The 15,019-nt window shown below is 53.0% G+C and carries 1 protein-coding gene (only partly in view); it reads left to right on the top strand.

All 15,019 nt of this window come from inside a single coding sequence — locus EAE92_RS12610, non-ribosomal peptide synthase/polyketide synthase, on the top strand. Of the gene's 49,134 coding nucleotides, 20,670 precede the window and 13,445 follow it; the stretch shown corresponds to coding positions 20,671-35,689, spanning codon 6,891 (complete) through codon 11,897 (partial); the first complete codon in view begins at position 1. Both codon boundaries (start and stop) fall beyond the window edges.

Genomic DNA, 15,019 nt, shown 5'->3' on the forward strand with positions numbered 1-15,019 from the left:
GATCAATACATTGATATTGTTAAATTTGATCTTGAGTTGAGCCTGTCTGAGGTGGATGGTCGAATTGTCGGTTATCTGAATTATTCCACTGCGCTATTTGATCAACTTACCATTGAGCGGCAGATGGGCTATCTCCATACCGTACTACGAGAGATGGCGACTAACCCTCAACAGCCAGTTGGGAAAATCGATATCCTGACCGTGGTGGAGCGCAAGCTGTTACTGGAAACTTGGAATGCAACCCAGACGCGATATCCTGACCAGACATGCATTCATCGGTTGTTTGAACAGCAGGCGGAGAAAATCCCTGATGCGGTAGCGCTGGTGTATGAAGAGCACATTCTCAGTTATACCGAATTAAATGCTCGTGCCAACCGACTGGCCCGCCAGTTAATTAAGCGAGGGGTACAGTTGGATGATCGGATTGTGGTGTTGTTAGAACGATCTATTGAGCTGGTCGTGGCTCAATTGGCAATTCTCAAAGCCGGGGCCGTGTATGTGCCAATCGATCCCCGTGTGCCAGATGAGCGGAAAAACTGGCTGATAAGCGATTGTTCAGCCAAATTATTGCTCACTGATATCCCGATTGATCTGGCTATTCCCACGTATTGCCTTGCTGATGAGATGGGTACTATCAGGGAGGGGGATTACCGTAATCTTGACTTGCCTAGGTCCAGTATCGAGTTGGCTTATATTATGTACACTTCCGGCTCGACCGGCACGCCAAAAGGGGTAATGGTACCGCATCGTGCTGTGGCTCGACTGGTCATCAATAACGGGTACGCGGAAATCGGGCCGGATGATCGGGTGGCGTTTGAGGCCAACCCAGCTTTCGATGCCAGTACCTTTGAAGTCTGGGCGCCATTGCTCAATGGCGGTACGCTGGTGGTGATTGATCGCACCACGTTACTGACGCCTAAAGAATTCGTTCAGGCATTACAGACTTATCGCATTACGGCGCTGTGGTTGAGTGTCGGGTTGTTTAACCGGCTGGCCGCGGAGTTGTCTCCGGTGTTGCCGCAAATCAAAATTCTCATTGTTGGCGGTGATGTCCTTGATCCCCATGTGATGGCGCAGGTTCTGCGTGATAGCCCGCCGCAACAGTTATTGAATGGTTATGGGCCAAGTGAAGGGACGACCTTTACCACCACCTACCTTATTGCAGAATTATCGCCAGAAATAACTCGAATCCCTATTGGTCGACCGATAGCCAATACGCGAGTTTATCTGTTGGATGCCTATGGTCAGCTAGTGCCGCAGGGGGTAATTGGTGAGATTTATATTGGTGGAGATGGGATTGCTTGTGGTTATCTCAATCGCCCTGAACTAACTGCGGAGCGTTTTCTGCCAGATCCGTTTAGTGATAAGCCGGATGCCCGCCTGTATCGGAGCGGGGATTTGGCCCGTTACCTGCCAGACGGCAATTTGGAGTTCTTGGGTCGTAATGACCAGCAGGTGAAAATCCGCGGTTTCCGGATTGAACTAGGGGAAATCGAAGCCCGATTGCTGGAGCACCCGGCAGTGCATGAAGCGGTTGTGCAAGTGCTGGGCGACGGTCAGGATAAACGGTTGGTGGCTTATGTGGTATCAGAAGCCAGTGAGGAGTTAGTTAACCGTCTGCATACCCACCTGAGTACCATTTTACCGGATTATATGGTGCCGGCGGTCTTTGTACGTCTGGATACTTTCCCGTTGACGCCAAACGGCAAATTGGATCGGCGGGCATTACCGGTGCCGGGGGAGGAAGCGTTTGCCCGACAGGTTTATGAAGCACCGCAGGGAGAAACAGAAACCCTATTGGCTGCTATCTGGAGCGAATTGTTGGGTATTAAACAGATCAGTCGGCACGACAGTTTCTTTGCCTTGGGCGGTCATTCTCTGCTTGCAGTGCGGATGATTGAACGTCTGCGCCATGCCGGACTAACGCTGGCGGTGCGTGAGCTGTTTCAATTCCCGGTGTTGTCGGCATTCGCCCAAACAGTAGGGCAATCACCGGCAGTGGTGGTGCCGGCGAATGTCATTACTCCGGCGACCACGGCACTCACACCTGAGATGTTGCCGCTGATTGAGCTGACCCAACTTGAAATTGACCATATCGTGGAACAAGTACCGGGTGGGGTGGTTAATATTCAGGATATCTATGCCTTGTCACCGTTGCAGGACGGTATTCTGTTCCACCATCTGTTGGCGAGTGAAGGTGACCCGTATCTATTAGCCAGCCAAATGGTTTTTGCTGATCGTTCATTGTTGGATCGTTATCTGGCGGCGGTGCAACAGGTGGTTAATCGCCACGATATTCTGCGTACCGCCTTTGTTTGGCAAGGATTATCAGCGCCGGTTCAGGTGGTTTGGCGTCAGGCTCAATTGTCAATCATTGAACTGACATTGGACTCGGTTGATGGGCCGATCCGTGACCAGTTAGCTCAACATTTTGATCCACGTCGCTATCGTATTGATCTGCAACGAGCTTCACTGTTGCACTTTGTGGTGGCTCAGGAGGACGATGGCCGTTGGAGCGTACTGCAATTACTGCATCATCTGATTGGCGATCATACCGCAATGGAAGTGATGCATGGCGAAGTTCAGGCTTATCTTGCCGGACGAGAAGAGAACTTGCCAGCGCCGCTCCCTTTCCGCAATTTGGTGGCTCAGGCGCGTCTGGGGGTAAGTCAGGCTGAACATACCCGTTTCTTTACCGATATGTTGGCTGAGGTGGATGAACCAACACTACCATTTGGGTTCACGGAGGTACATCGGGATGGTTCGCAGGTGACGGAATCGCACCGGATGTTACCCACTAAGTTGAATGATCGTCTGCGCAGTCAAGCCCGGCGTCTGGGCGTCAGTTTGGCGACTTTGTGCCATCTGGCTTGGGCGCAAGTCTTGTCACGTACCAGCGGACAGACGAAAGTGGTATTCGGCACCGTGCTGTTTGGACGAATGCAGGCAGGGCAAGGAAGTGACAGCGGCATGGGGCTGTTTATCAATACTTTGCCGTTGCGACTGGATATGGATGACACCTCGGCGCAGGAGAGTGTACGGGCAGCGCATGCCCGGTTAGCTGGATTGCTGGAGCATGAGCACGCCTCACTGGCGCTGGCTCAACGTTGCAGTGGAGTACCGGGGGAAGCGCCCCTCTTTAGCGCTTTGTTGAACTACCGACATAGTGAGCAGTCGGTTACCACGGATGCAATTATCAGCGGTATTGAATTTCTGGGCGGGCAAGAACGCACTAACTATCCGTTTGTCTTGTCGGTGGAGGATGTTGGTCACGCTTTAGGATTGACAGCGCAAATTGTTCAACCGATTGATCCGGAACGGATATGTGATTATATGCAACAGGCGCTGGAGAGTCTGGCAGAGGTCCTTGAACAGCGTCCGGAGACACCGGTACGAACACTGAATATCTTGCCGGCAGCGGAGAGAAAACTGTTGCTGGAAACCTGGAATGCAACCGAAACGTCATATCCAGATCACGATTGTGTTCACCGACTGTTTGAACAATGGGCAGAGAAAAGTCCGGATGCCGTAGCGCTGGTGTATGAAGAACAGGTCCTCAGCTATGCCGAGCTTAATGCTCGCGCCAACCGTCTGGCGCACCAACTGATAGCGTTGGGCGTTAAGCCGGACCAACGGGTAGCGGTTTGCGTGTCACGTTCACCGGCGATGGTGGTGGGGGTATTAGCGGTGTTGAAAGCCGGCGGCGCCTATGTGCCGCTGGACCCGATCTATACCGGTGAGCGCCTGGCACATATCCTGACTGATGCGGCCCCCGTTATTTTGCTGGCGGATAATGTCGGGTGTGATGCGTTGGGAGAGGATATGCTGGCAGGGTTGAAGGTACTTGACCCGAATAGTCTGCCAGATCAGCCGGACAGTAACCCGCAAGTGCCGGCATTGACGGCACGGCATCTGGCGTATGTCATTTACACCTCGGGTTCGACCGGTACGCCGAAAGGGGTAATGGTGGAACATCGTCATATCCTGCGTTTGTTTGACGCGACTGAATCCTGGTACCACTTTAATCGACAAGATGTTTGGTGCCTGTTCCATTCTATCGCCTTTGACTTCTCGGTGTGGGAATTATGGGGAGCGTTACGCTACGGCGCTAAACTGGTGCTGGTTCCACACGCGATTGCCCGTTCACCTCAAGAGCTGCATCAATTCGTGTGTCAGCACGGCATCACGGTGTTGAATCAAACCCCCAGTGCCTTCAAAGCCTTTATTGCCAGTTATGCCGCCAATCCGTTACCGGACTGTTTGCGCTATATCATCTTTGGCGGGGAAGCCCTTGATCCGAGTATTTTAAAGCCGTGGTATGCCCTGCGTGAAGAGACGTTGCCTCGGTTGGTGAATATGTACGGTATCACCGAGACCACGGTTCACGTCACTTACCGGGCGCTGGGCCGTTATGATGCAGAACAGACAACCAGTCCTATTGGTACGCGTATCCCGGACTTAACCCTTTATTTATTGGATAAGTATGGTCAGCCAGTACCGTTAGGCGCTGTAGGTGAGTTATATATTGGCGGGGCCGGCGTGGCACGGGGTTATCTCAATCGTCCTGAGCTGACCGAGGAACGTTTCTTAGCAGACCCGTTTAGTCATATTCCAGATGCCCGGATGTACCGCACCGGGGATTTGGCTCGTTACCTGCCGGATGGCAATCTGGAGTTCCTGGGCCGTAATGACCAGCAGGTGAAAATCCGTGGTTTCCGCATTGAGCCGGGGGAAATCGAAGCCCGGCTGATAGAACACCCGGCGGTGAGTGAAGCGGTTGTGCTGGCGCTAGATGATGGTCAGGAGAAACGGTTGGTGGCTTATGTGGTGGCAGAAATGGATGAGGAGTTAATTAATCGTCTGCGTACTCACTTAAGTGCGATTTTACCGGATTATATGGTGCCAGCCGCTTTTGTTTGTATGGATGCCTTCCCGTTGACACCGAACGGAAAACTGGATCGGCGGGCGTTACCAGCACCGGGGGAAGATGCCTTTGCCCGTCAGGTTTATGCCGAGCCGCAAGGGGAGACAGAAACGCTGCTAGCCGCGATTTGGAGCGAGTTGTTAGGCATTAAACAGATCAGTCGGCATGATAGCTTCTTTGCACTGGGAGGACATTCGCTGTTGGCGGTTCGGATGATTGAACGTTTGCGTAACGCGGGGTTAACGCTGGCAGTGCGTGATTTATTCCAATCCCCGGTGTTATCGGCATTTGCCCAAACAGTAGGGCAATCACCGGCGGTGGTGGTGCCGACGAATGTCATTACCCCGGCGACCACGGTACTCACACCTGATATGTTGCCGTTGGCTGATCTGACTCAATCTGAGATTGACCATATTATTACTCAAATACCGGGTGGGGTTGCCAATATTCAGGATATCTATGGTTTATCACCGTTGCAGGACGGTATTCTGTTCCACCATTTACTGGCGGATAAAGGCGATCCGTATCTGCTGGCTGGTCAGATAGTTTTTGCTAACCGTGTCTTATTAGACAACTATTTGGCGGCAGTACAACAAGTGGTTAATCGCCATGATATTTTGCGTACCGCTTTTATCTGGCAAGGATTATCAGCGCCGGTTCAGGTGGTTTGGCGTCAGGCTCAATTGTTAGTCACTGAACTGACACTAGACTCGGTTGATGGGCCAGTCTATGACCAGTTAGCTCAACATTTTGATCCGCGTCGCTATCGTATTGATCTGCAACGAGCGCCACTGTTGCACTTTGCGGTGGCGCAGGAGGACGATGGCCGTTGGAGCGTACTGCAATTGCAGCATCATCTGATTGGCGACCATACCACAATGGAAGTGATGCATGGCGAGATTCAGGCTTATCTTGCCGGACAGGAAGAGAACTTACCTGCGCCGGTCCCTTTCCGCAATCTGGTGGCTCAAGTCCGGTTGGGGATGAGTCAGGCCGAACATACCCGCTTCTTTACTGACATGTTGTCTGAAGTGGATGAACCGACACTGCCGTTCGGGTTGACGGAAGTCCATCGGGATGGTTCACAGGTGATGGAATCGCACCAGATGTTAACGCCTGAACTGAATGATCGTCTACGTAGTCAGGCCCGGCGTCTGGGCGTCAGTTTAGCGACTTTATGCCATCTGGCTTGGGCACAGGTGTTGTCGCGTGCCAGCGGACAGGTAAAAGTGGTGTTCGGCACCGTGCTGTTCGGACGGATGCAGGCAGGACAAGGGGCTGACAATGGAATGGGGCTGTTTACCAATACTTTGCCGTTGCGACTGGATATAGATGATACCCCGGTGCGAGACAGTGTACGATTAGCCCATACTCGGTTAGCCGGATTGCTGGAGCATGAACATGCTTCACTGGCGCTGGCTCAACGTTGCAGTGAGGTGCCGGGGGAAATGCCCCTCTTTAGCGCGTTACTGAACTACCGGCATAGTGCGCAGCCGGTTACCACGGATGCAACCATCGGCGGTATTGAATTCCTTAGCGGACAAGAGCGTACTAACTATCCTTTTGTCTTGTCGGTGGAGGATTTTGGTCACGCACTGGGGCTGACAGCGCAAATTGTTCAACCGATTGATCCGAAACGCGTGTGCGGTTATATGCAACAGGCGTTGGAAAGTCTGGCAGAGGCGCTTGAGCAACGGCCGGAGACACCAGTACGGGCACTGAATATCTTGTCAGAAGCAGAGAAGAAACTGTTATTGGCAACTTTGAACACGACTCAGGCACCATATCCTGACCAGAATTGTATTCACCAATTGTTTGAACAACAGGCAGAAAATACTCCTAATGCGATAGCGCTGGTGTATGGAGAACACATTCTCAACTATGCGGAATTAAATGCTCGCGCCAACCAATTAGCTCACTGGTTAACTGGGCAAGGGGTGCAGCCGGATAACCGGGTCGCTGTGCTGTTAGAGCGTTCTATTGAGCTGATAGTGGCTCAATTGGCTATCCTCAAAGCCGGGGCCGTTTATGTGCCGATTGATCCCCGGGTACCGGATGAGCGGAAGCATTGGCTGATAAGCGACTGTTCAGCTAAGTTATTGCTTACCGATATCCCGATTGATTTGGCGATCCCCCGGTTTTGTCTGGCCGATGAGATGGGTGCTATCAGGCAGGAAGATAACCGTAATCCTGACTTGCCACGCTCCAGTACTGAACTGGCCTATATTATGTATACCTCTGGCTCGACTGGCACGCCTAAAGGAGTGATGGTACCGCATCGGGCAGTAGTTCGGCTGGTGATTAATAATGGGTACGCCGAAATCGGGCCGGATGATCGGGTAGCGTTTGAAGCTAACCCGGCTTTCGATGCCAGTACCTTTGAAGTTTGGTCGCCGTTGCTCAATGGTGGCGTACTGGTGGTGATTGATCACGCCACGTTGCTGATGCCTAAAGAGTTTGTTCAGGCATTACAGGCTTATCGCATTACCGTGCTATGGCTAAGTGTCGGGCTATTTAACCGGCTGGCGGCAGAGTTGCTTCCGGCTCTCTCGCAGCTCAAAATCCTGATTGTTGGCGGCGATGTGCTAGATCCACATGTGATTAGGCAAATTCTGCGCGATAACCCACCACAACAGTTGTTGAATGGCTATGGACCGAGTGAGGGCGCTACCTTTACCACCACCTATCGGATCACGGCATTATCGCCAGAAGTGGCGAGAATCCCCATTGGTCGACCAATATCTAATACGCGGGTTTATCTGTTGGATGCTTATGGTCAGCCGGTACCGCAGGGAGCAACCGGTGAGATTTATATCGGCGGAGATGGCGTTGCTTGTGGCTATCTTAATCGTCCTGAACTGACGAAGGAACGTTTCCTGCCGGACCCATTCAGTGATGAACCCGATGCCCGCTTGTACCGCACTGGGGATTTAGCCCGTTACCTGCCGGATGGCAATCTGGAGTTCCTGGGCCGAAATGACCAGCAGGTAAAAATCCGTGGTTTCCGCATTGAGCCGGGGGAAATCGAAGCCCGATTGCTGGAACACCCGGCAGTGAGTGAAGCTGTTGTGCGGGTGATGGATGACGGTCAGGATAAACGGCTGGTGGCTTATGTGGCGGCGGAAGTGGATGAGGGATTGGTCAATTGTCTGCGTACTCACTTAAGTACGATTTTACCGGATTATATGGTGCCGGCTGCTTTTGTGCGTCTGGATGCCTTCCCATTGACGCCGAACGGCAAACTGGATCGGCGGGCATTACCGGTGCCGGGGGAAGAAGATTTTGCCCGGCAGATTTACGCTGCGCCGTTAGGAGAGATGGAAACCACATTGGCGACTCTCTGGCGTGAATTACTGGGTGTCGAGCGGATTAGCCGGTATGACAACTTTTTCGCTTTAGGCGGTCATTCGCTGTTGGCAATACGAATGATGAACCGGATAGCGGCACTGGGGATTGAATTGCCATTGTCCACGCTGTTTAAATTCCCGTCTTTGATGGCTTTTGCTGAAGTGATGCGCACCCGGTTTGATGAGTCAGACGAGGTATTGCCCGCTATCGTTCCGCTATCCCGTGAGGGTAAATTGCCGTTGTCATTTGCGCAACAGCGTCTGTGGTTCTTGACCCAGTTTGACGGGGTGAGTGAGACCTATCATATTCCGCTGGCTTTACGTCTACATGGTCGGTTGAATATCGCCGCCTGGCAACAGGCGCTTGATACACTGTTTGCCCGCCATGAAGCGTTGCGCTCTGTCTTTGTTGCTGTCGATGGTCAACCGCAGGTGGAGTTGTTGCCAGCGGCATCAGGCTTGCCGATGAGAAAATATGATCTGCGTGACACGCCTGATGTGGAGGCGCAGTTTGCGTCTCTCTCTGCTCAGGAAGTTGAAACACCGTTTGATCTTGCCCGTGGTCCATTAATTCGTGCCAGTCTGATACAACTGGCTGATGATGATCACGTTTTCTTGTTGACCCTGCATCATATTGTTTTCGATGGTTGGTCTGTCAGCGTGTTGATGCGTGAATTGAGCACTCTTTATACCGCGTTTCTGGCGGGGCAGTCAGATCCGCTACCATCGCTGATGATTCAGTATCCTGATTACGCCGCCTGGCAGCATCAATGGTTGTCGGCTGAACGCGTACAGTCCCAGTCTGATTATTGGCGCACGAGACTGGTCGATGCGCCGGTTCTGCTGGATTTGCCTACTGACCGGCCACGTCCGCCTCAGCAGTCATTTATCGGGGCCTTATTGCCCGTCAGTCTGGATGTGGAGTTAACTCAATCTCTTAAACGCCTGAGTGAGCAACAGGGCGTCACGTTATTTATGACTGTATTAGCTGCCTGGGCAGTTGTGCTATCACGCCTGTCAGGTCAGGAAGATCTGGTTATCGGTACGCCAAGTGCCGGTCGTGGTCGGCAGGAAGTGGAATCCTTGATTGGTTTCTTTGTGAATACGTTGGCGTTGCGGATAGATTTATCCGGTGGGCTGAATGTGACGGAATTGCTGGCGCAGATGCGACAAACCGCGTTGGCGGCACAGGAGCATCAGGATCTGCCATTTGAACAAGTGGTGGAAATTGTGCAACCGCCGCGCCGACTGGCGCACACTCCGCTGTTTCAGGTGATGTTTGCCTGGCAGAACAACGAGAACACGGAATGGCAACTGCCGGGACTGGAGGTTTCACCGGTCAAGCAAGCTTTTGATGTGGTTAAGTTCGATCTTGAGCTAAATTTGTTTGAAGTTGAAGGCCAGATTGTTGGTTATTTGAACTATGCCACCGCTCTATTTGATCAAGCGACCATTGAGCGGCAGGTGGGCTATCTCTATACCGTATTGTGGGCGATGGCGGCTAACCCTCAACAGCCGGTCAGGGAAATTAATATCCTGACTGTGGCGGAGCGCAAGCTGTTATTGGAATCCTGGAATGCAACTGGAATGCCGTATTCTGCTCACTGTTGTATTCACCGGCTGTTTGAGCAACAGGCAGAGAGAACTCCGGATGCCACGGCGCTGATGTATGCAGGGCAAGTCCTCAGTTATGTCGAATTAAATGCCCGTGCTAATCGGTTGGCGCATCAACTGATTATGTTAGGAGTGGTACCGGATCAGCGGGTGGCAATCTGTGTCGCGAGTTCGCCGGCGCGGATAGTGGGGCTGCTGGCAGTACTGAAAGCGGGTGGTGCTTATGTACCGCTAGACCCGGCTTATCCGGGGGAACGTCTGGTTTATATTTTAACCGATTCTGCGCCAGCTATTGTACTGGCGGATGATGCTGGACGTGCCGCGTTAGGCGAAAAAGTACTGGCGGCACTGACCGTGTTGGATCCGAATTCATTGCCTGACCAGACAGATAGCAACCCGCAGATATCGGCATTAACTCCACGCCATCTGGCGTATGTGATTTATACCTCCGGTTCGACCGGTATACCCAAAGGAGTGATGGTCGAACATCGTGGGCTGGTTAACCTGATTCAGGAAAAAATTGTTCAGTTTGATATTCATCCGGGGAGCTGGATGTTGCAGTTTGCCTCATTTGGCTTTGATGCCAGTGTCTGGGAAACCCTGATGGCGTTGTGCAGTGGGGCCGCTTTGGCGATCCCGGCCGACATGATTCGTCAGGAACCTCGTTATCTCTGGCATTATCTGGAAGAACAGGCGATAACCCATGCTTGTTTGACCCCAGCCTTGCTCCGGGAGGGGGTCGATCTGCCGGAGATGACAATAAGACCGACGTTGATACTCGGTGGTGAGGCGCCCAGCGCGGCGCTGATTCAGGCCCTGAGTCGTCGGGCAACGGTGTTTAATGCCTATGGACCAACAGAAATTACAGTGTGTGCGGCTACCTGGCGTTGTCCGTCAGACTACACTGAGGGCGTCATTGCGATTGGGCGTCCGACAGCTAACACACGAATTTATTTGCTAAATATTAACGGCCAGCCGGTGCCGTTAGGCGCGGTTGGAGAGATGTATATTGGCGGCGTGGGTGTTGCGCGAGGCTATCTCAACCGGCTTGACTTGACGGCGGAGCGTTTTCTGGCCGATCCGTTTAGTGGTGAACCTGATGCCCGTTTGTACCGGACCGGGGATTTGGCCCGCTATCGGCTGGATGGCAATCTGGAATTTCTGGGCCGTAATGACCAGCAGGTGAAAATCCGCGGTTTCCGTATTGAACCGGGGGAAATCGAAGCCCGACTAATGGAATATCCGTCGGTGAGCGAAGCACTGGTGCTGGCGTTGGGTGACGATCAGGATAAACGACTGGTGGCTTATGTGGCGGCAGAAGCGGATGACCGGTTGGTTAACAGCTTGCATGCTCATCTAAGAGCCATTTTGCCGGATTACATGATACCGGCGGCCTTTGTGCGTCTGGATGCTTTCCCGGTGACGCCGAACGGCAAGCTGGATCGTCGGGCGTTGCCTGCGCCGGGGGAGGGAGCTTTTGCCCGTCAGGTTTATGCAGCGCCGCAAGGGGAGACAGAAACCCTATTAGCCGCAGTCTGGAGCGAATTATTGGGTATTGAACAGATTAGCCGGCATGACAGCTTCTTTGCCCTAGGCGGTCATTCGTTGCTGGCGGTGCGGATGGTTGAACGTCTGCGTAATGCCGGGTTAACCCTGGCGGTACGTGATTTATTTCAATCCCCCGTGTTATCTGAATTTGCCCAAACAGTAGGGCAATCACAGGTGGTGATAGTGCCGGCAAATGTCATTACCCCGGCGACCACGGCGCTCACACCTGAGATGTTGCCGTTGATTGAGCTGACCCAGCTTGAGATTGGCTATATTGTGGAACAAGTGCCGGGTGGAATGGCTAATATTCAGGATATCTATGCCCTGTCACCGTTGCAGGACGGCATCCTGTTTCACCATTTGCTGGCGAATAAAGGCGATCCATATTTGCTGGCCGGTCAGATGGTCTTTGCTGACCGCGCTCTGTTGGACTGCTATTTGGCGGCCATGCAACAGGTGATTGACCGTCATGACATTCTGCGTACGGCTTTTATCTGGCAGGGATTACCCACGCCGGTTCAGGTGGTTTGGCGTCAGGCTCAATTATTAATCACCGAACTGACATTGAACCCGATTGATGGGTCGGTCCGTGACCAGTTAGCTCAACGTTTTGATCCGAGCCTCTATCGTATTGATCTGCAACGAGCGCCTTTGCTGCATTTTGTAATAGCTCAGGAGAGTGATGGCCGCTGGTGTGTATTGCAATTGTTGCATCATTTGATTGGCGACCATACGACGTTGGAAGTGATGAACCGTGAAGTTCAGGCTTATCTTGCCGGACAGGAAGAGAGCTTGCCCGCGCCGGTCCCTTTCCGCAATTTGGTGGCACAAGTCCGGTTGGGGGTGAGTCAGGCCGAGCATACCCGTTTCTTTACTGACATGTTGGTTGAAGTAGATGAACCGACGTTACCATTCGGGTTGACGGAAGTGCATCGGGATGGTTCACAAATGGCGGAATCGCACCGGATGTTGACGCCTGATCTGAATGACCGCTTGCGTAGCCAGGCCCGGCGTCTGGATGTCAGTTTGGCTGCGTTATGCCATCTGGCCTGGGCACAGGTGTTGTCACGTATCAGCGGACAGACGAAAGTGGTGTTTGGCACCGTGCTGTTTGGCCGGATGCAGGCAGGAGAAGGGGCTGACAGCGGCATGGGATTGTTTGTCAACACTCTGCCGTTACGGTTGGATATAGATGATACCCCGGTGCAGGAGAGTGTACGGTTAGCGCATACCCGGTTAGCCGGATTGTTGGAGCATGAACATGCGTCACTGGCGCTGGCTCAACGTTGCAGTCGGGTGCAAGATGAAATTCCTCTCTTTAGCGCTTTGTTGAACTACCGGCATAATGCGCCGGCGATAACCACGGATGCAATCATCAGCGGCATTGAATTCTTGGGCGGGCAAGAGCGCACGAACTATCCGTTGGTGCTCTCAGTGGAGGATTTTGGTCACTCTTTGGGGTTGACGGCACAAATCGTTCAACCGATTGATCCGGAGCGGATATGTGGTTATATGCAACAAGCGCTGGAAAGTCTGATACAAGCGCTTGAGCAGCAGCCGGAAGCTCCAATACGGTTACTGAATATTTTGCCGGCAGCGGAAAAAAGGCTGTTGCTGGAGAGTTGGAATGCGACCCAGGCGCCATATCCTGACCAGTGTTGTATTCACCGGCTGTTTGAACAACAGGCAGAAAGCACCCCGCATGCGGTAGCGCTGGTGTATGGAGAACACATTCTCAACTATGCGGAATTAAATGCTCGCGCCAACCGGTTGGCTCACTGGTTAATTGGACAGGGGATATTGCCGAATAACCGGGTCGCTGTGCAGTTAGAACGCTCTATTGAACTGGTGGTGGCTCAGTTGGCTATCCTCAAGGCCGGGGCCGTTTATGTGCCGATCGATCCTCGAGTGCCGGATGAGCGGAAGCACTGGCTGATAACCGACTGTTCAGCCAAATTATTGCTTACCGATATCCCGGTTGACCTGGCCGATGAGAGCGGCGCTATCAAGGCGGAAGATTACCTTAATCCTGACTTGTCCCGCACCAGTACTGAGCTGGCTTATATTATGTATACCTCCGGCTCGACTGGCACGCCTAAAGGGGTAATGGTGCCGCATCGGGCTGTGGTTAGATTGGTCATCAATAACGGCTACGCTGAAATCGGGTCGGATGATCGGGTGGCGTTTGAAGCTAACCCGGCTTTTGATGCCAGCACCTTTGAAGTTTGGGCGCCTTTGTTGAATGGCGGTACGCTGGTGGTGATTGATCACGCTACTGTGCTAACGCCCAAAGAGTTTGCCCAGGCATTACAGACTTATCGCATTACCGTACTGTGGCTGAGTGTCGGGCTATTTAACCGACTGGCGGCAGAGTTGTCTCTGGCTCTCTCGCAGCTCAAAATCCTGATTGTCGGCGGCGATGTGCTTGACCCGCATGTGATGGCGCAAGTTCTGCGTGATAGCCCGCCGCAACAGTTATTAAATGGCTATGGACCGAGTGAGGGCGCCACCTTTACCACTACCTACCGTATTACCGCGTTACCGTCGGGAGTGGCGAGAATTCCCATTGGCCGACCGATAGCCAATACGCGGGTTTATCTGTTGGATGCCAATGGTCAGTTAGTACCGTTGGGGGCGGAAGGGGAAATTTATATTGGCGGAGATGGAGTTGCCTGTGGCTATCTTAATCGCCCTGAATTGACCGTTGAACGTTTCCTGCCGGATCCGTTCAATGATGAACCGGGTGCCCGGATGTACCGGACCGGGGATTTGGCTCGCTATCTGCCGGATGGCAATCTGGAATTTCTGGGTCGTAATGACCAACAGGTGAAAATCCGTGGTTTCCGCATTGAGCCGGGGGAAATCGAAGCCCGATTAATGGAACACCCGGCGGTGAATGAGGTTGCTGTGCTGGTGCTGGACGATGGGCAGGACAAACGGCTGGTGGCTTATGTGGTGGCAGAAGTGAATGAAGAGTTGGTCAATCGTCTGCGTACTCACTTAAGTGCGGTGTTACCGGATTATATGGTGCCGGCCGCGTTTGTCCGTCTGGATGCCTTCCCGCTGACCTCGAACGGTAAACTGGACCGCCGGGCGCTACCAGCGCCGGGGGAAGAGGCTATTGCCCGGCAAATTTACGCCGCGCCATCAGGGGAGATGGAAACCACATTGGCCGCTATCTGGCGTGAGTTACTGGGTGTTGAGCGGATTAGCCGGTATGACAACTTTTTCGCACTGGGCGGCCATTCGCTATTGGCGGTGCGGATGATGAACCGGATAGCGGCGTTAGGGATTGAATTACCGCTGTCCACGCTGTTTAGATTCCCGTCTTTGATGGCCTTTGCTGAGGCGATGCGTGCCCGGTTTGATGAATCAGGCGAGGTATTGCCCGCTATTATTCCGCTGTCTCATGAGGGCCAATTGCCGTTGTCATTTGCGCAACAGCGCCTGTGGTTCCTGGCGCAGTTTGAGGGGGTGAGTGAGACCTATCATATTCCGCTGGCCCTGCGTTTATATGGTCAGTTGGATATTGTGGCTTGGCAGGAGGCGCTTAATATGCTGTTTGCCCGTCATGAAGCGTTGCGTT

It is taken from the genome of Photorhabdus hainanensis (genome assembly GCF_018448965.1).
Lineage (GTDB): Bacteria > Pseudomonadota > Gammaproteobacteria > Enterobacterales > Enterobacteriaceae > Photorhabdus > Photorhabdus akhurstii.